Genomic DNA, 18,624 nt, shown 5'->3' with positions numbered 1-18,624 from the left:
GCGCAGGCTGCGGGCTGGCGGTATTCGGTGGTGACCGGCTGGCGCCGTGAGGTCATGACGGGCCTGGAGACGCTGTCGGCCCGGCGGCCGTTGACGGACCCGCTGGGGCTTGGCGACCAGGTGCGGGAGCTTGTCGCGGAGCGTCCCCGACGCCTGGGTGAACTCGTCGAGGCCACCGCGGTCCCGCCGGTCGCCCGGGTGCACGTGGTGCATCTGCTCTGGCATCGCAGGCTGGCGGTGGATCTCGCTGCACCGCGCATGGACGTGTCGGCTCGGCAAGCAAGGTGATCGCACAAGGCTCGATGGGAAGGCCATGGGTATGGCAAACGCGACGGATCTGGCCCTGGCTCACCATCTGGCTGACCTGGCCGACGGCATCGCACGCCGCTACTTCACGGCAGCCGGTCTCACCGTCCACACCAAGAACGACGGAAGCCCGGTCACCGACGCCGACTGGGAGATCGAACACTCCCTGCGCTCCGAGATCCGCCGACGGCGTCCCCATGACGCGTTCATCGGCGAGGAGTACGGAGAGCGAGGGAAAGCTCGCCGCCGTTGGATCATCGACGGCATCGACGGAACCGCGAGTTTCGTCGCGGGCGAACCAGAATGGAGCACCCTGATCGCCCTCGAAGACCACGGCACCATCACCTTGGGCATGGTCTCCGCGCCCGCCTTGGGCAGCCGCTGGTGGGCCGCGCCAGGTGCCGGCGCATGGACAGGACCCAGCCCCTCCCGCTCACCAGCACACTCACGCAGGCTGACGATCACCCCTGGTGGCCATGGTCACGACGCCATTCTCGGCATCTGGCCGCCCCCTCACCGACTGAGCGAGCCACACCGAGCCATCGCCGCGAAACTGGCTGGGCACACCGCACGGACCCGTCCCGCGCTCGACTGGTCCGCAGCAGAAACCAGCACGCCACCACCCCGGAAACCGTCCACAGGGTCCGGCACCTGCCACGGCGGCCTCCTCGTCGCCACCGGCCAGCTGGACGCCTTCCTCCTGCTCGGGGCCGGCCCCTGGGACATCGCCGCTCTGATCCCCATCGTCCAAGAAGCCGGCGGCGCATTCAGCGACCTCGCAGGTCAACAGCGCACCGACACAGGAGCAGCGTTGTTCGCCAAGCCCGCCATCCATCACGAGCTCCTGGCCGTCATCATCTCCAGCACCTGAGGCCAGACCGCCACCCGACTCTTGAGCACGGAGCGGCCAACTGAAGCACTCAGTCACAGTGGCTGTGACTGAGCGGTCCAGTTGGCCATTCTGAGCGTCACAGTTGGCCGGAGGATAGCGATCGATTCAGGTAGCTGATGCCGGTTTCGATGAAGTCGACCGCGATGCCGGGTTCATCGGCTGTGCTGGGCTGGTGGAGGTCTCTACGGGGCCCTGCGGGCCGGTGTGGTCGCATACGTGCGGGCTGGATGAGCTGATCGCGCCGTACGTGCTGGATGAGCAGGTTGCTGAGCATCTGGAGGTCGGCGAGGGTTGGTCTCGGCGGTGGAGTGCGGTGTGGAAATCGTCGGACGCCGATGTCGTCTGCGCGGTACGCGAGCTGGCTGCCGTTCCGACCAGCATCACAGTGCCGGTACGCCGATTCACGTGGCGGGCTGATCAGCGTCACCGTCCTGGGCTGAAGTACATGCAGGCCACGGGCCGGATGCACGGCTTCGAGAGCCTGGCTGAGCGTCGGCTGCTGCTGGCCATCGACTTCGTGGCGACCGCGGACGAAGTGCTGTCGCAGCCGTTTCGTCTGCGGTTCTCCTCGAAGGACGGCAAGGGGGAGCACATCCCGGACTTCCTGCTGGTGTGCGGCGAGGGCGGCTGGCTGCTGGATGTCCGCCCCGCCCACCTGGTCAAGGAGCAGGACGTGCTCCGGTTCGCCGCCGCCCGGCAGGCTGCGCAGGCTGCGGGCTGGCGGTATTCGGTGGTGACCGGCTGGCGCCGTGAGGTGATGACGGGCCTGGAGACGCTGTCGGCCCGGCGGCGGCCGTTGACGGACCCGCTGGGGCTTGGCGACCAGGTGCGGGAGCTTGTCGCGGAGCGTCCCCGACGCCTGGGTGAACTCGTCGAGGCCACCGCGGTTCCGCCGGTCGCCCGGGTGCACGTGGTGCATCTGCTCTGGCATCGCAGGCTGGCGGTGGATCTCGCTGCACCGTTGGGAGACGCCTCGTGGATCTATCCCTGCGGGAGGGCGTGATGGACACGGCCCGGCAGCGTCCCCGGCGCGAGGAACTTGATGGTCACGATCTGGAACGGTCCGAGATCCGGTTGGCCCACCTGCTGGAGGTGGAGACAGGGTTTCGCAGCGGGAGCCCGTTTTGGCCTCTGCCGGGGGAACCTCGCCCTGAGTACGACCCGGCCCGCACCACGGTGGGTGAGCGTCGGCGGGCCAAGGTGACCGAGTTGCGGACTCTGGACCGCAGGGACGCCAAGCTGCTGGGACTGGAGTCGGTCAGCGAGCGGACCTTGCGGCGGATGGCCGCCGAGCAGCGGGAGCACGGGTTGATGGGCCTGGCCGACGGGCGGTGGACAGCGCCGCGACGAGGCCACAAGTCGATCACTCCGCAGGTCGCCGAGGCTATCCACGCTGTCCACGCCGAGTCCTTGCACCGCTCGCGGCTGAGCATGAAGACCAAGGAGCGGATGATCCACCAGTACGTGCGGGAGAAGTTCGGTCCCGCGGTGACGGTTCCGCACTACACGACGCTGGCCGGGGTCTGGAAGGAGTGGTTCGGGCCGCAGGGAGCCCGGCAGCGGTATGTCCGATCGGCGGCGCTGGAGACCGGCAAGGCGAGCGTGACGATCAGCCGTCCCGGTCAGGTCGTGGTGCTGGACACCACTCCGCTGCCGGTGAAGGTGCTCGATGACGTGTTCGCCGCTCCGATCTCGGTTGATCTGACGCTCGCCCTGGACGCCCATACGCATTCCCTGGTCGCCTTCCGGCTGACTCCCGTGTCGGACTCGTCGGTGGAGGTGGCCATGCTGTTGCGGGACGTGCTGCTGCCGCTGCCGATGCGGCCGGGCTGGGGGCCGGAGATGGAGTGGCCCTATCCGGGTGTCCCGGCTGCCTTGGTGGCCGAGTTCGCCGGTCATCCGGTGGCCGGGCGACCGTTCTTCGCTCCGGAGACCGTCACCAGTGATCATGGGAGCGTCTACAAGAACCATCACCTGGTGCGCGTCGCCCGCAGGTTAGGGATCGATCTGCTGCCCGCCCGCATGATGCGGCCGAGTGACAAAGCGGCATGCGAGCGCGCCTTCGCCGGAATCCAGTCGCTGCTGCTGGAGCTGCTGCTCGGCTACCGGGGAGTGGATGTCGCGGACCGGGGCGTCGACCCGGAAGGGGATGCGGTCTGGACGGTCCAGGAAATGGAGCACCTGCTCGCTACCTGGACCGTGAAGGTCTGGCAGAACCGGCGCCTGGACCAGTACGCCCCTGCCTGGGATCCGGGCGGCCGGCACAGCCCCAACACCCTGTTCGCCGCCGCGGCCGCGCGGGACGGGATCTGCCTGGAGATCCCGAAGCCGGATCTGTACTACGAACTGCTGCCCACGCACTTCGTGAACATCACCTCCCGCCGGGGCGTGAAGATCGGCGGACTCTGGTATGGCGCCCACGCCCAGGTCCTGCACCCCTACCGGGGACGGGCCTCGGGCCGCAGCGGCAAGCACCGCGGCAAGTGGGCGATCGGCCGCGATCCACGAGACTGCCGGGAAGTGTTCTTCGAGGACCCCGCCGACGGACAATGGCATGCCCTGCGCTGGAACGGTCTTCCCGCCGATGAGGACGTCCCGGCCTTCTCCGACGCACGCGTACGCGAAGTCCTGCGCCAGGCGGCACACACCGGTCTCATCCCCCAGGACGACCGCGAACTCCTGCCGGTGTTGCTGGACCTGGTGGCCGCACGCACACCGGTCGATGCCTGGCCCAGCCAGATGAGCCGGGCTGAGCGAACCGAGCGGGCACGCGAGCTGGCCCGCGCCCGGGCCGCTCAGCGTGATCGTCCGACGGCTTGCCCGCCGCCTGCCCCGGCCGGCGGTGTCGCGGAGGTGTCCCAGCAGGTGAACAAGGCCGTCCGGGAGGAGCGGCGCCGGCGCCGCGAGGCGGCGGTCACCCGCCGACCCGAGCCGCCGCCGCTGCTGGGCGACGTCTTGCGAGCCCAGCACCTGTTTCTGCTGCCCGGCGAGGACGACACCGCCGACGACACCGTCCCTTCAGAGGGCTCCTCGTGACATCCCCGGAGATGCCCGCGGGCCGCTATCCGTTCCTGCCGTCCGAGGGCCCGCCGCAGCGCGAGACAATCGAGGACTGGGATCGCTGGCGCCGCACACGGCACGACTTCGTGCCCGCCCCGCGACTCGATCTCGCTGCCTGGCGGGCCCTGAACCCCCGAGAGCGCGGGATCCACGACCTGCACCGCGCGGCCACTCACGCCAATCTCCCCCTTCTGCACACCCCGATGAGCCGGAAGGTCGCCAAACTGCTCAACGGGCGCATCCGGTCCAATGCGCTGAAGGTGAAGCCGTCCACCCGCGCCGGAGTGATGATCACCGGAGGCGGCTACCAGGGGAAGACCGAAACGGCCTGCGAGATCGCGGCCTCCTTCGAGGATTCCTGGCGCGATCTGCACCAGCACCTCAACCCGGATGCGGTCTCCGGAGCACGTGATCTCTACGCGCCGGTCGCCTACGTCCAGACCCCGGTGACCGCGAAACCGAAAAGCACCTGCAAGGCCATCCTCAACTTCTACGGCGCCCCGACGAAGAACCTCGACCTGCCCGACCTGGTCCACCAGGTCGCCGCCTCCCTGCACGACCACGGCACCAAGGCTCTGGTGCTGGACGACATCACCCGGCTTCGCATGCACCGCGCGGACGATCAGGACACCCTCGATCTCATCCGGGCCTTCATGAGCATGCACGTCACGCTCGTCCTGATCGGAGTCGACATCCCCGCCTCGGGGCTCCTGCAGGAAGGAAGCCCCGACCCGCGCACCGGTCAGTGGCGTCTGCCTGCCTCGCAGAGCGCCAAGACCCACGGCCTGGAGCCGACACAGACCGAGCGCCGGTTCGACCTGGTGGAACTCGACCGCTTCCGCTACGACTCCCCATCCCAGATCGCCGCCTGGGTCCAGCACCTGGCCGGCCTCGAAGACCAGCTGCGGCTGCTGAAGGCCAATCCCGGCATGCTCACCGACGGGCACATGCCCGAGTACCTCTTCGACCGCACCAAAGGCGTGGTCGGCCTGCTGGAACGACTGATCGAGGACGGCTGCCACGAAGCCATGGACACCGGAGAGGAGTGCCTGAGCGAAGCCTTCCTCGACGGCATCGACATCAACGTGTCCCACGCTCCCGGACGCGACGCCGGCGCAGGGGAGATCCCGGCCATTCCTCCGGTCGCCACGGCGGTCGCCCGCAGAAGACAGCCGAAGAAGAACAGCCGCCCCAGGCCCTCCACGGTCTTCGACGACCACGGCCCCGCCGCCGAGAGCGGTGGGTGAACCATGCGGCACCGGCCCCTTCCCCGCAGCCTGAACCCCACGCCCGGTGAGGCCCTGCCCAGCTTCCTGCTGCGGCTGTCCTACCGGCTCAGCGTCAAACCGCTGGATCTGGCCGAGCACTGCGGCCTGCTCGGAGCCTCCCGCGTCACGTTCCCCAGCCGACACCTGGTTCAGCTCGGCCCCGAAACCGCCGACGCCCTCGCCCGCAGCAGCCGCCTGAGCGTCGCCGAAGTACACGATCTGACCCTGGGCCGCCAAGCTCCCGGGTTCCCGCCTCTTCGTCTCAACTACCTGGGCAGAAAACGTACTTTCGAGACCATCGTGGCCGAGGGCTGGTCCTTCACCCGCTTCAGCCGGTACTGCCCCGAGTGCCTGAGCAATCCAGAACACGGCAGCATGACCAGCTCCTGGCCGGGCTTCTGGCGCCTCCCCATGGCCTTCGCCTGCCCACGGCACCACCGCTACCTCGACTGGCGCTGCCCTGCCTGCGGCAATCCCGCATTCTCGGCCGGCATCACTGCCGCAGGACGTTGGCGACCAGCTCAGCTGATCCCCAACCCGACCACGGTCCTGCACCCGGCCCAATGCCGCAGTCGCATCGGCGACGATGACCACATCAACCGGCCGCCACCGGCCTGCGGCCACCGACTCGACCACCACATGAGCCCCGTCATTCGCCCCTCCCTCGACGTCCTGCACTTGCAACAAGAGTTGCTGGACCTCGCCATGGATCCGACCGGCCTGCACCAGGCCGTGAGCGGCTCCGAGCAGTTCGCCGACCTGCGCGCAGCCATGCTGCTGATCTGCGGCACCTGGCCCGTTACCGCACAACTTTTTCCGCGAGCCGCGAAGCTGGACGCCATCGACACCGACATCGACCAGCGGCTACGACGTCTCACCGCGCGACAGAAAAAGGTCACCCACGTCGCTCGCGCACTCGACACGCCGCCCGCAGACTCCGTCGCCTGCGCTGCCCTGATGCTGCTCGCCAGGCACATCCTCGACGGCCCCGACCGGGCCGAGCGCATCGACGCCCTTCTCTCCCGCTGCACCAGGCAGTGGCCGGGACGGCCCAAGCTTCTCCGCCTGGAGCCGCACTGTTCGGCGGGGCTTCGCACCGCGCTCCGGCCCCGGCTCGATGCCCTACGCCCGGTCAGCGCGGACTTCCTGGCCTTCTTCCCCCAAACCGCCACCCACCAAGGGGAACTGGACGCCGCGACGATCCCTCAACACCTTCCCGGCGCCTGGATGGAACCCTTGCAACCACTCGGCGCTCCCATCCATCCTCTCCGCCGCGACGCCGCCATCCGACTGGTGCAGATGGCACACGGCGGCACCCGCCGACAAGCTGCCCTCTATCTCGGATTCACAGCCGCCGTGAGCCACAACACGAGTGCTCAACTCCGCTCATGGCAGTCGGCCGACGACAACGCACGACAGTACGCAGACACCCTCGGCGGCCTCGCCAGCCAGCTTGCGGCGACCGATTCGCCCGTCAACTACGAACACCGTCGAGCCCACCTGCAGAGCTGGGTCCTCCCTCAGGACGACTGGAAGAAGATCATCGAGATGGTCGTCCAACAACTGGAGCCAGCCCAGCGTCACCGCATCCGGTGGGACCGAGCACGCCACCTGGCGGCCTCGGCGATCATCTGGGCCCAGGTCACGCAGGGCGATTGGCAATGGTCACCCATGCTGCGAAATGGGCCGAACATCGGGTCCGTCGAGATCAAGAGGGCCCGATTCGGCGCCTACGAACTCACGCTGCCCGTCTTCCCGAGCAGGGAACCCGGCCGGCTCGCCCGCCTCCTGCACAACGCACTCCTTGAGCACGCCGACAAGCTCGCCAAGCAGATCGACTCTGAACGTCCTCAACGAACCGCTGTGACCAGCAGCTTCACAACAGACCCCAAACCCCTTTGAGGCAGGTCGTGATCTCTCCTAGGTTGGCCTGCGTGACGATCGAGGTCCCCTACCAGCCGCTTCCGATTCACCAGTCAGACGTTCGCTACGCCCACGGCCCCGACTCTGCTGCACAGCCCGGAGCGCCCTCCGGCGAGACGATCGAGTTCGACTGGGACAACAGCGCGATCTACCCCGGCACGTCGCGGAAGTTCTGGGTCCACGTGCCAGTGAGCTACAACCCCGCCGAACCAGCGTCGCTCATGGTGTTCCAGGACGGATGGTGGTACCTGGACCCCGCAGGTGAGGTCCGCGGCGCAATCGTCCTGGACAACCTCATACACCGGGGTGACATCCCGGTCACCATCGGCGTGTTCGTCGACCCCGGCATCTTCCCCGACGCCGAGGATCCGAAGAACCGCAACACCGAGTACGACGCATTCGACGATCGGTACGTCAATTTCCTCCTGAACGAGATCATCCCCGAGGTCAGCAAGCACTACTCGATCGCCGAGGACCCCGATCAGTGGGGCATCTGCGGTGGCAGCAGCGGCGGCAACTGCGCCTTCACCGCAGCATGGCTTCGCCCCGACAAGTTCCGCCGGGTCACCGCGTTCCTGTCCAGCTTCACGCAGATGCCGGACGGCAACCCCTACCCCGAACTCATCCCCCGCGTTCCACTCAAGCCACTGCGCATCTTCCTGCAAGCGGGCCATCGTGACCTGCACTGGAACGAGCCCGAAAGGAACTGGCTCGCCAACAACCTGCGCGTCGCGGCCGCGCTCGCGGAAGCCGGATACGACTTCCGTCTGGTCCTGGGCGACGGCGGCCACAGCCCCAACCACGGCGGCGTCCTGCTCCCCGATGCCCTCCGCTGGTTGTGGCGGTCCCATGAGGGCTGAGTGTCTGAGACGGAGCGAGCTAGTTGTCGTCAACCCGGCATCCTGACCAGGGGGTTCCTGGATCGCTGAGCACGACAACTGTCGTCAGATTCGCATCGTTCTTCGCGTCTACCGCGCCTATTGCAAGCAAAGGCGGGCAAGGTCTCAGGACTGCGCGGTCCGGAACGCGAGATACCGGTTGAAGGCTTCGTGGCTGTCGGGGGTGAAGCGCCACTCCAGCAGGGCCGACCGCAGTTCCGGCTCGGCCAACCAGCCATGCCAGGCGACCTCATCGGGATCGGGGACCACGGCATCCAGCACCACCGCTTCGTGCACGCCGAGCCAGTGAGGGCTCAAACCGCTGCGGTTGATGAACGTAAACAGCAAGCGCGGCAGCACCCGAATGCCCAGCTCTTCAGCCAGCTCCCGCGCGGCGGCCTGTTCATAGGACTCGCCGACATTCACGGCGCCACCGACCACGACCTCGTAGAGCCCGGGGAAGCGCGACAGCTGCTCCGACCGCCGGTGGACAAGGATCCGCCCACGCTCATCACGACACACCGTCACGGCGACCCGGTGCAGCCAACCCTCCCGGATGGCCTGCCGGCGGCTGACCACCACCCCCAGCACACGATCTTGATCGTCGACACGCTCCACCAGTTCGTCCACGACGCACACCCTGGCAGAGCCCACCGACAACGCCGCTTCCCGGCGCGACCCGTGGAGGGCGTCCCGAGGGCACCTGCACCAGGAGGTCGGACGCGGATGACGACAGTTGTCGTGCAAATACGACGCCTATCGTGCTCAGGCTCAGTGTCGCCAGGTGTTGATCAACAACCCTGAGCACCAGGGCGGCCAACTGAAGCACTCAGTCACAGTGGCCGCCGTCGGCGCTTTCGTCGTCGATGGACTCAAAAATCGAACACGTGCTTGAATTCGGTCATGCGATCGTTTCCCGCGGACCTGGCCCGGGCGCAGCAGGAATGGAGCGCCACCTACCGGCAGCTCGCCGAGCGGCCCGGGCGTACCGAGCTGCGCCGGCGGCTGTACCTGCTGTCGGCGCAGGTGTTCTTCCATCCCTACTGGCAGCAACGGCGCCCGAGCCCCACCGCATGGTGGGAGCTGCGTGCCCTCGGACGATCGGACCGGGCAGGGAGCGGAGGAGCCTCGGATGACGGGCTGGAGTGCGGGACCGTACGTCCCGGATGATCCTGAAGGCATGTCCGGACCGATACGGGTGACCGTGCATCCGCCGTCGCCGACGGGTGGCCGGCGTGTGCGGGTGGACGGCGAGATCCTCGGGCTGGCGCACAACGTGACCGACGTCGCCGAGTTCCTTCGCCGCGCCGGGCTGGAGATCGACCCGGCGGAGGTCGCGCAGGCGCCGTGGATCGACTGGCGGGGCGGCGGGCCGGAACGCTGGGGGCCGGAGATGTGAGGGCCTCGGCGCCGGGCAACGCACGAGGCCCGTCCACGCAGTGGACGGGCCTCGAAATGGAGCGCCGGGCAGGCCTTGCACCTGCATTTCCCCGCAGGAAGCGGGGCGTCTTTCCTTGGACCACCAACGCAGCACCGGGCGACCTTGATCGGGCCGGCCAGCTCTGGATTGATCATAGCCCATGCGGGTGGGGCGTGCCCGCACCGGACGGTGACCTGGTCGCGAAGCCCGGGGGCAGCGGGGAGCGGGGAGCGGGGGCGGTGACGGTCTGCCGGCAGACGGCGACCGCCGCCTTGAAGAACGCGGACGCGGATCCGGATTCGGGTTCGCGGTCGGCGGCAGTGACCTCGACCGGCAGCCGCTCGGGCTCCTGGACGTTCTCGGGGACCGGGGCGCGCTCGGCGGCGGCCTCCGCCGCGGAACGGCCGGGTGACGCGGGCCGGTTGGGTGACGCGGGCCGGTTGGGGTGGGAATCGGACGCCTCCCCCGGCGTCGCATCTTCCGGTCCTGAAGGCCACGCGGACCCCTTGTGCCGGGGAACGACCGAAGGGGACCGTCTCCGCCTCCGTCCGGCCGAACACGCGCCGATCGGAAGCCGGGGGGCGACAGGGTGCGGCAGACAGGTGGGACCGGCCGACGGCGGGCGATATCACTCGCCGGCCCCGCCTGTGTCGACACCCTCGCTCACGGGCGACGTGCTCATCCCGTGCCCGGCATCCCGCTGCGGACTTTGAACGTGTTCCGGTAGGCCTGGGGAGACACGCCGATCGCCGCGTGCAGGTGCTGCCGCAGGGACGCTGCGGTGGCGAAGCCGACCTCCGCGGCGATTCGGTCGACCGGGAGGTCGGTGGTCTCCAGGAGGTGGCGGGCGCGGTGCACCCGCTGCTGGATCAGCCAGCGGCCGGGGCTCGTGCCGGTCTCCTCCTGGAAGCGGCGCGCGAACGTGCGCGGGCCCATCCGGGCATGCGCGGCAAGCTCCCGCAGGGCCAGCGGCCGGTCAAGGTGCTCCAGAGCCCAGGCGCGGGTCGCACCGGTACCGACGGCACCCTGCGGGGGCATGGGCTGAACGATGTACTGGGCCTGGCCGCCCTCGCGCCAGGGCGGCACGACGCACTGCCGGGCGACCTGGTTGGCGACGGCACTGCCGTGGTCGGAGCGCACCAGGTGCAGGCACACGTCGATCCCGGAGGCGACGCCCGCGGAGGTGAGCACGTCGCCGTCGTCGACGAACAGCACCTCGGGGTCCAGGGCGACGTGGGGGAACATCCGGCGGAACTGGTCCGCGAGCGCCCAGTGTGTCGTCGCGGGCCGCCCGTCGAGCAGTCCGGCGGCGGCCAGGGTGAAGGCGCCGGTGCACAGGGAGACGATGCGGGTGCCGGGTCGGATGCGGCCGAGCGCGGCGCGCACCGGCTCCGGCAGGTCGGCGGTGAAGCGACGCAGGTCGTAGGGCGGGACGATGACCGTGTCGGCACTCTCCAGTGCCTCGGGCCCATGGTGCAGGGTGAGGGTGATACCGGTGTTGGTGGCGACGGTACGGTCATCCGTCGCCGCGCACGTCACCACCTCGTACGCCCCCTCGACCCCGGCGAACTCGACCCCGGCGAAGATCCGGTCGGGGATGCCCAGCTCGAAGAAGTACACGCCGTCGAGGGCGAGGACCACGACGCGATGCGGCGGCCTGTCAGGGGTGGTGCGGGACGTCATCGCAGGCATGTCACGATTCTATCGTTTATTGACTATCTTGACATTGGCCTGGTCAGAGCCGTTGCCACATGCTTGATCCATGACCCAGAACGCAACAAAGTCCACAATGCGGGCCGTCAGTCAGGACACCCTCGGGGAGCCCGACGTGCTCCACGAGGTCCAGCGGGCGCGCCCGGAACCCGGAGTCGGCCAGATCCTCGTCGCCGTCCACGCCGCCGGGCTCAACCCCACCGACGCACAACACCGCAGGCTCGGCCTCTTCCTGGGCGAGCCGCCATTCACCCTCGGCTGGGATGTGTCCGGTGTCGTCGAGTCGGTCGGCCTCGGCGTCTCGTTGTTCCAGCCGGGCGACGAGGTGTTCGGCATGCTGCCGTACCCGGACGGGGCCGGCGCCTACGCCGAGTACGTCACCGGTCCCGTCCGTGCCTTCGTACCCAAGCCTGCCACGCTGAGCCACGCCGAGGCCGCCGCGCTGCCGATGGCGGGGCTGGTCGCCTGGCAGACGCTCGTCGAGACCGCGCACGTCCAGCCCGGGCAGCGGGTGCTGGTGCTCGGCGCGGCCGGTGGCGTAGGGCATGTCGCGGTGCAGCTCGCCGAAGCCCGCGGCGCGTACGTCCTCGGCACGGCCTCCACCGCCAAGTCCGACTTCGTGCGCAGCCTGGGCGTGGACGAGGTCATCGACTACAGCACCACGGACGTCGCAAAGGAGGCCCGAGACATCGACGTGGTCCTCGACCTGGTCGGCGGCGCCGACCGGCTGCTCTCGCTGGAGACGCTCAGGCCGGGCGGCATCCTGGTCTCCAGCCTGCCCGTCGACTTCGACGAAGTGACCGAGCGTGCCACCGAATTGGGAGTTCGGGCCGCGAACATCGTGGTCGAGCACGACCATGCGGGCATGACCGGCATCGCCGCGCTCGCCGAGTCCGGCCGGCTGCGCCCCCGCATCGCCGCCGCCTACCCACTCGCCGAGGCAGCCGACGCTCACGCGGACGCCGAGACGGGCCGCACCACGGGCAAGCTGGTGCTCACCGTCCGCCCGTAGGCGGGCCGGGCCGGAACCCACCGACCGGCGGGCACTTCCGAACCTCACCGCTCAGCGGATCCACACGGGTCGGGTCCCGTGCACCAGGCCGTCGTCATCCACCCGCCGGTCACGTCCCCGACCTCCCGGGTCGGTACAGCTAGGCGGTGTCCGGGCGGCGGGGGGCCTTGGCCAGGTCGCGGGCCTGTGCTCTCTCCTCGGGGGAGGAGAACAGGGGGGCCTCCGCCCCGGGCGGCCCGGGCGACGGATCGGCCCCGGGGGCTCGCGAGGTGCCCGGGCTCGGCAGGCCCCGTCCGCCGCCGGGGGCGGGCAGGGGCGGGCGGTGGCCGGGGACGCCGGGGGGCGGGGACGCGGGGCCGCCGGGGAAGGCGGGTCTGGTACGCGGGCCCCTGGCACCGGCGACCGCGTCCAGCAGGGCGGCGCGCGCCTGCTGCTCGTCCAGGCCGTGGAGGTTCCTGCGGATCAGCGGGGCCAGCAGGGCGGGCACGTCGGTGTCGTCGAGCGGCTCGATCACCAGCGGGACGAGACGCTCGCGCCGCGCCACCACCGACGACCACTCCTCCCGGGTCCACCGCGAGTCGTCGAAGTAGCGCCGGGAGAACAGGGCCACCACCGCGGTCGCGCTGTTCAGCGCCTCTTCCATGCGCGCCACGAAGTTGTCACCGGCCGACCAGTCCCACACGTCCAGCACCACGCGATGACCGGCATCGTGCAGATGCCAGGCCACCCACTCCGCCCAGACCCGGTCCGGTCCGGCGTAACTGATGAAGACCGACCCGCCGCCCACCGCAGTCACCCTGCCTCCCCCGCCGACGTCCCGTCACCCCCATGATTCCCCAAGCGCGCCGAGTACCGTGCGCCGTTTTCTTTACGCACTCCTGACGCCGGCACCCGCATCCCGGGACGGCCGGGAAGTGTCCTCATCCTTGTCCGGATTCTTGTCCGGATCACGTCGAGAATGGAGTGTGTGCCCATGGACGGCGCCGTTGTAGGGGTCGTACTGGTGGTCGTGGCGGCCCTGCTCGTGCTGCGCAGCGGGATGCGCGTGGTCAACCAGGTCGAGCGTGGGGTCGTGTTCCGCTGGGGCAAGGCACTGCCGGAGTACCGGCGGCCCGGGATCACCTTCCTCATCCCCTTCGCCGACCGGATGCGCAAGGTGAACACACAGGTGGTCACCATGCCGGTGCCCACGCAGGAGGGCATCACCAAGGACAACGTGTCGGTGAAGGTGGACGCCGTCGTCTACTTCCGGGTCACCGACCCGATCCGCGCGGCCATCGAGGTGCAGGACTACGTGTTCGCCGTCGGGCAGGTCGCCCAGTCCTCGCTCCGCTCCATCATCGGCAAGAGCGACCTGGACGACCTGCTGACCGACCGGGAGCGGCTGCACGAGGGGCTCGCCCTGATGATCGACAGCCCGGCCGCCGAGTGGGGCATCCACATCGACCGCGTCGAGATCAAGGACGTACAGCTCCCGGAGTCGCTGAAGCGGTCCATGTCCCGGCAGGCCGAGGCCGAGCGGGAGCGGCGGGCCCGGGTCATCACGGCGGACGGTGAGTTCCAGGCCGCGCAGCAGCTCGCCAACGCCTCCCGGATCATGTCCGAGACCCCGGAGGCGATGCAGCTGCGCCTCCTGCAGACCGTCGTCGAGGTCGCCGCCGAGAAGAACTCCACGCTCGTCATGCCCTTCCCGGTGGAGTTGCTGCGCTACTTCGAGCGGGCGACCAAGCGGCTCGACCAGGAGGTCGAGAAGAACGAGCGGGAGCTGGACGGGCCGGCCGCGCTCAAGGCCGGGATCGAGCAGATCGCCGCCGTCGCCGACAAGTTCGGGCCGGCGGCGCAGCTCACGGCTTCGCCGGAGCCCGAGCCGGAGCCGGTTCCGTCGCCTGCGCCGGAACCCTCCGCTCCCGCCGAGCGGCCGTAGCCAGCGACAGCGTCACCGCGAGGGACGCGGCCGCGACGATCGTCATCGCGCGGGCGGGCGAGGTGAGTTGCGCCACCGAGCCCGCCAGCGTGGCGCCGACGCCCTGCATGGTCAGCATGCCGGCCGAGTGCAACCCGAGGGCGTGGCCGCTGAGTTCGTCGGGGGTGAGGGACATCAGCCGCTCCTGCAGGACCAGGCTCGCGGCGAAGCCGACCGCGGCGAGGGTCACGCAGACCGCGGCGAGCGCGACGGGCGGGTGCAGGGCGAACACCAGGTACGGCGCGGCCAGCAGCAGCCGCAGCGGGACGTCAAGGCGGGGCCGCAGCGCGGGCGGCACGAACCGGCCGACGGTCACGTCGCCGGCGAACATGCCGAGCGCCCCGCAGGCGAACAGGGCGCCGGCGGCGTGCGGGTCGTAGGAGACGTAGAGGGAGTCGCAGCCGACGACGAGCCCGTTGGGCACCCACAGGCCCAGGTAGGTGAGGCGGCGGGGGCGGGAGGACCACAGGAAGGCGTTGGTGCGCCAGGTCGCCGCGATGGACGGACGGCCCGCGGACCGCGGCGGCCGGGCGGTCAGGCCGAGGCGGGTGCCGAGGGCCGACGCGGCGTAGAGGGCGGCCGACAGGAGCAGGCAGGACCGCGGGGACAGGACCGTCAGCAGGGCACCGCCGGTCGCGAAGCCGGTGATCTGCATCAGCCCGGAGGCCATGTTGAACACCGAACGGCCCAGCAGGTAGCCGTCCTTGGAGAGGATCTCGTTGAGCAGTCCGCCGCGGACCCCGCCGCCCAGCGAGGCGACCAGGCCCTGCAGGACGACGACGCCGAAGACGGCGGCGACCGGCAGACCGGGCAGCGCCAGGGCCGCCGTGACGGCCGCGTAGGCGAGGCCCATGCCGGTGAGGGTGGCGCGCGGCGGCAGCCGGTCGGCGCCGGAGAGCAGGAACGTGGCGCCGAGGACCTGCGCGAGCTGCGGCCCGAACATGCTCACCGCCGACAGCAGGGGCGAGCCGGTGAGCCGGTAGACCAGGGTGCCGAGGGCCAGGCCGCCGATCGTCTGGGCCGCGGAGAAGGCGGCGAAGGTCAGTAAGAACGGGGGGAATTCGGGGGTGCGGAAGAGCTCGCGGTAGCTGCGCATGCAGGGAGTCTCGGAGCGGGTGGCAAGCGGTCGTTAATGTTTCGCGCAGACGCGAAAGGCCGATGCAAAGGGCCGAGGCGAAAGGCCGGCACGAAGGCCGACGCGGAGAGCCGCGCGATGGGCAGAGACGAAAGGGCGTCCTCATGGGCTGGTGGCTGGTCAACGCCGACACCCTCGCGCGCAGCCGGTTCGTGCTCTCGCCGTTCGCCGAGACCTTCGCGGCACTGAAGCTGCTGCACGCGGGGGCGGGCGCGCACCCGGGCGAGGAGGCCTGGCTGCGCACGCACCTGCCGGGCTACCGCGCCTTCCTCGCGGCGGACCCGGTGACCGCGCGGCTGGTCGCCGCCGGGCTCGGCAGGGCCTGGATCGCCGACTTCCTGTCGCCCGCCCCGCGCGAGGGGCAGACCGTCGCGGACGCGGCCGCCACGGTGCGCGCGACCGACCCCGCGCAGGCCCGCGCCGACCTGCGGGTCTCCCTGGCCGGGCCGGTCCCGGCCGCCCTGGACCGCGACGACCTGCCCGAGCGGGCGGCCGCGCTGCTGGAGTACGTCTGGACCGAGACGGTACGACCGGACTGGGACCGGCGCCGGCGGGTCCTGGCGGCGGACGTGGCCGCCCGGACCGCGCGGGCGGCCCAGGCGGGCTGGGCGGCCGTGCTGGACTCCCTGAAGCCCGGCCAGACCCGCTGGCTCGGCGGCAACCGGCTCCAGGTGAACATGCACGAGTACCCGCCCCGCGAGATCTCCGGCGCCGACCTCCTCCTCGTCCCGGTCACCCCGCAGCGCGGCTGGGTCTCCTGGCAGGAACCGGACCGGTACGCGCTGATCTACCCCTGTGCCGGGGCGCTCGCCGACCCTTCCGGGCGGGCGGTTCCGGCGGGTCTGGCGGCGCTGCTGGGGGCCGCGCGGGCCGGGGTGCTGGTGCTGCTGGACACCCCGCTGAGCACCACCCACCTGACGGCGGTGACCGGGCAGGGCCTGGGTTCGGTCGGCCGGCATCTGCGGGTGCTGCTCGACGCCGGGCTGGTGGAGCGGCGGCGGGCCGGGCGGTCGGTGCTGTACGCGCGGACGGCGGCCGGTGACGTGCTCGTCGAGGCCGGAACCCGGACCGCCACCCGGCGGGGTTAGCATCCGCTCATGACGACTTCTGAGAACAACGGGTCCGTGCTCGACGTGGAGATCGGTGCGCTGCAGGGCGGCTCCGCCGACCTGGCGGGCTACGGCGGCAAGGCCGTGCTCATTGTCAACGTGGCCTCCAAGTGCGGCCTGACCCCGCAGTACAACGGCCTGGAGAAGCTCCAGGAGCGGTACGCGGCGCAGGGCTTCACCGTGCTCGGGGTGCCCTGCAACCAGTTCATGGGCCAGGAGCCCGGCAGCGCCGAGGAGATCGCCGAGTTCTGCTCGGCGACGTACGGCGTGACCTTCCCGCTGACCGAGAAGGTCGAGGTGAACGGCGAGGGCCGGCACCCGCTCTACGACCGTCTGGTCGGGTTCGCCGACGGCGAGGGGCACACCGGAGACATCCGCTGGAACTTCGAGAAGTTCCTGATCGGCCGGGACGGACAGGTCGTCGCCCGGTTCTCGCCGCAGACCGAGCCGGAGTCGGCGGAGGTCGTGGCGGCGGTGGAGCGCGCCATCGGCTGAACCCGGCCATCGGCTGAGCCGGGCCCTCGGCCGAGATCGGGGGCACGGTGGCGCTGTCGGTGCGGTGGGCACAAGCCGAGCCCCCTCGGCAAGGACGGCGGGCCGGTCGAGAGGGCTCTGGGTAACGCTTGTGCAGTTGTGGTAGTCGGGAGCGTGAGCGGTGGGTCAGCGAGTGCCCCCCTACGCCTTGACCGAGGTCACGAAGGCGTTCCACGCGCCGGCCGGGAATGCGAGGACCGGGCCCTCCTCGACCTTGGAGTCACGTACGGCGAGTCCTGCGGTCGTCGGCGACTTGACCTCGACGCACGCCCCGTTCCCTGCGGAATAGGAGGACTTCGTCCACGTCTCCGTGGCGCCCTGAAGCAGTGCCATGTCCACTCCTGTAGCGAGTTGCTGTGGTGCTTGGTGTAGTGCGAATCACGCCAACCTTTCTGACCGGTTGGCGTGATCGACGCTACTAGCCAACTTCCTCGCCTGGAGTACCCGTTCACTCGTCCGGATGGCATATTCCGTTGGAGACTTCCGCTGGACCGTGGCACCGGTGTAACATCCGGCGCTTCCTGCCCGAGAGGGCCGGAAGACGGCTCAGCGGGCGTACTCCTTGGCCGCGTCGGCGATGAACTGCCGGGACTGCTCGACGTTCAGCGACTGGGCGCGCAGGTGCTCGTACATCACGGCGTACTTCTGCACGTCGTGGGCCTTCTCCAGGTAGAGGTCGCTGGTCACGCCCTCCAGGTAGACGACGCTGGAGTCGGCCGCGTCGGCGAACTCCAGGATCGCGTACTGGCCGTTGAGGCCCGGATGCGCGCCGCACTCGAAGGGCAGCACCTGGACGGTGATGTGCGGCTGCTGGGACATCTCGAGCAGGTACTCCAGTTGCTCACGCATCACGAGCCGGTTGCCGACGAGCCGGCGCAGCGCGGCCTCGTCGAGCACCACCCACAGCCGAAGGGGGTTGTGTTCTGCGGTGATACGTTCCTGTCGCCGCATCCGGACCTGGACCCGCTTCTCGATGTCGGCGGCGGAGGTCTCCGGCAACGCGCCCTGCACCAGGGCCTCGGCGTACGCCCGGGTCTGCAACAGCCCGGTGACCAGCTGGGGTTCGTAGACCCTCAGCGACTCGGCGTCCGTCTCAAGACCGATGTAGACGCTGTACGGAATGTCCCCGAACGCATGCCACCATCCTTGCTGCCGCGAATCCCTGGCCATCTCCATCAGGGACTCGACGACCCGCTGGTCCTCGACCTCGTACACCCCGCACAGGTCGCGGACATCGCGCTGACTGATGCTCCGGCGCCCGTTCTCCAGCCGGCTGATCTTCGACTGGGAGACGAGCAGCCGCTCCGCCACCTCCTCCGCCGTCATGCCCTTGAGCTCGCGGAGCCTGCGCAGCTCCTGGCCCAGCCGGCGTCGCCTGACGGTGGGATTGACATTGGACGCCACGGGACGT

At 70.0% G+C, this 18,624-nt stretch carries 18 protein-coding genes and 1 pseudogene; 13 read left to right on the top strand and 6 right to left on the bottom strand.

The window, feature by feature from the left end:
• From SSP29_RS20370 to SSP29_RS20340, 7 genes and pseudogenes are all read left to right on the top strand, one after another.
• Window positions 1–288: pseudogene (locus tag SSP29_RS20370) on the top strand (hypothetical protein); the annotation flags it as partial.
• A 31-nt stretch (window positions 289–319) separates the two neighbouring features.
• Entirely contained in the window at window positions 320–1,177 is an 858-nt protein-coding gene (locus SSP29_RS20365; RefSeq protein ID WP_089102110.1) for an inositol monophosphatase family protein, read from the top strand.
• Window positions 1,178–1,370: 193 nt separating this feature from the next.
• Entirely contained in the window at window positions 1,371–2,201 is an 831-nt protein-coding gene (locus SSP29_RS20360; protein ID WP_245883151.1) for a TnsA-like heteromeric transposase endonuclease subunit, read from the top strand.
• Window positions 2,174–4,234 (top strand): transposase family protein, encoded by a 2,061-nt coding sequence (locus SSP29_RS20355; RefSeq protein WP_145968929.1) that lies wholly within the window; start codon window positions 2,174–2,176, stop codon window positions 4,232–4,234. Before SSP29_RS20360 ends, SSP29_RS20355 begins: the two co-directional genes overlap by 28 nt.
• Entirely contained in the window at window positions 4,231–5,505 is a 1,275-nt protein-coding gene (locus tag SSP29_RS20350; RefSeq protein WP_150134545.1) for an AAA family ATPase, read from the top strand. Before SSP29_RS20355 ends, SSP29_RS20350 begins: the two co-directional genes overlap by 4 nt.
• A gap of 3 nt (window positions 5,506–5,508) precedes the next feature.
• Entirely contained in the window at window positions 5,509–7,428 is a 1,920-nt protein-coding gene (locus SSP29_RS20345; RefSeq protein WP_089102107.1) for a TniQ family protein, read from the top strand.
• 32 nt (window positions 7,429–7,460) lie between these two features.
• Window positions 7,461–8,309 (top strand): alpha/beta hydrolase, encoded by an 849-nt coding sequence (locus SSP29_RS20340; RefSeq protein ID WP_089102106.1) that lies wholly within the window; start codon window positions 7,461–7,463, stop codon window positions 8,307–8,309.
• A gap of 144 nt (window positions 8,310–8,453) precedes the next feature.
• On the opposite strand, the gene SSP29_RS20335 is transcribed toward SSP29_RS20340, so the two are convergent.
• Window positions 8,454–8,957, bottom strand: coding sequence for an NUDIX domain-containing protein (locus SSP29_RS20335; protein WP_438363801.1), 504 nt, complete (start codon window positions 8,955–8,957; stop codon window positions 8,454–8,456).
• Between the two features lie 273 nt (window positions 8,958–9,230).
• On the opposite strand from SSP29_RS20335, the gene SSP29_RS20330 reads away from it, so the two are divergent.
• On the top strand, window positions 9,231–9,497 hold the full coding sequence (locus tag SSP29_RS20330; RefSeq protein WP_089102104.1) for a DUF8825 domain-containing protein: 267 nt from the start codon (window positions 9,231–9,233) through the stop codon (window positions 9,495–9,497).
• Window positions 9,498–9,507: 10 nt separating this feature from the next.
• The gene (locus SSP29_RS20325; RefSeq protein ID WP_089102103.1) at window positions 9,508–9,726 is read left to right on the top strand and encodes a hypothetical protein; all 219 of its coding nucleotides are present in this window, start codon (window positions 9,508–9,510) and stop codon (window positions 9,724–9,726) included.
• A gap of 699 nt (window positions 9,727–10,425) precedes the next feature.
• On the opposite strand, the gene SSP29_RS20320 is transcribed toward SSP29_RS20325, so the two are convergent.
• Entirely contained in the window at window positions 10,426–11,439 is a 1,014-nt protein-coding gene (locus SSP29_RS20320) for a GlxA family transcriptional regulator (protein ID WP_089102102.1), read from the bottom strand.
• 70 nt (window positions 11,440–11,509) lie between these two features.
• Here SSP29_RS20320 and SSP29_RS20315 point away from each other — a divergent pair, with 70 nt between their 5' ends.
• The gene (locus SSP29_RS20315) at window positions 11,510–12,472 is read left to right on the top strand and encodes an NADP-dependent oxidoreductase (protein WP_150134542.1); all 963 of its coding nucleotides are present in this window, start codon (window positions 11,510–11,512) and stop codon (window positions 12,470–12,472) included.
• Window positions 12,473–12,611: 139 nt separating this feature from the next.
• On the opposite strand, the gene SSP29_RS61555 is transcribed toward SSP29_RS20315, so the two are convergent.
• Window positions 12,612–13,268, bottom strand: coding sequence for a toll/interleukin-1 receptor domain-containing protein (locus SSP29_RS61555; RefSeq protein ID WP_150134541.1), 657 nt, complete (start codon window positions 13,266–13,268; stop codon window positions 12,612–12,614).
• Window positions 13,269–13,445: 177 nt separating this feature from the next.
• Here SSP29_RS61555 and SSP29_RS20305 point away from each other — a divergent pair, with 177 nt between their 5' ends.
• Entirely contained in the window at window positions 13,446–14,396 is a 951-nt protein-coding gene (locus SSP29_RS20305) for a slipin family protein (protein ID WP_089102099.1), read from the top strand.
• Here SSP29_RS20305 and SSP29_RS20300 read toward each other — a convergent pair.
• Entirely contained in the window at window positions 14,317–15,531 is a 1,215-nt protein-coding gene (locus SSP29_RS20300; protein WP_089102098.1) for an MFS transporter, read from the bottom strand. The two genes, SSP29_RS20305 and SSP29_RS20300, sit on opposite strands and share 80 nt — an antisense overlap.
• A 143-nt stretch (window positions 15,532–15,674) precedes the next feature.
• Here SSP29_RS20300 and SSP29_RS20295 point away from each other — a divergent pair, with 143 nt between their 5' ends.
• On the top strand, window positions 15,675–16,658 hold the full coding sequence (locus SSP29_RS20295) for an ArsR/SmtB family transcription factor (protein ID WP_089102097.1): 984 nt from the start codon (window positions 15,675–15,677) through the stop codon (window positions 16,656–16,658).
• 9 nt (window positions 16,659–16,667) lie between these two features.
• Window positions 16,668–17,174: a glutathione peroxidase gene (locus tag SSP29_RS20290; RefSeq protein WP_089102096.1), complete on the top strand. Its 507-nt coding sequence runs from the start codon at window positions 16,668–16,670 to the stop codon at window positions 17,172–17,174.
• Window positions 17,175–17,354: 180 nt separating this feature from the next.
• Here SSP29_RS20290 and SSP29_RS20285 read toward each other — a convergent pair whose 3' ends face one another.
• Complete coding sequence (locus SSP29_RS20285; protein ID WP_089102095.1) at window positions 17,355–17,546, bottom strand: DUF397 domain-containing protein; 192 nt, start codon at window positions 17,544–17,546, stop codon at window positions 17,355–17,357.
• A 213-nt stretch (window positions 17,547–17,759) separates the two neighbouring features.
• Window positions 17,760–18,617 carry a helix-turn-helix domain-containing protein gene (locus SSP29_RS20280; protein WP_089102094.1) on the bottom strand — a complete coding sequence of 286 codons (858 nt, stop codon included), beginning with the start codon at window positions 18,615–18,617 and terminating at the stop codon, window positions 17,760–17,762.
• Between the last annotated feature and the right edge of the window lie 7 nt (window positions 18,618–18,624).

Source organism: Streptomyces hyaluromycini (genome assembly GCF_002217755.1).
GTDB classification, from domain to species: Bacteria; Actinomycetota; Actinomycetes; order Streptomycetales; family Streptomycetaceae; genus Streptomyces; species Streptomyces hyaluromycini.
This window is presented reverse-complemented; position numbering and strand designations above follow the sequence as displayed.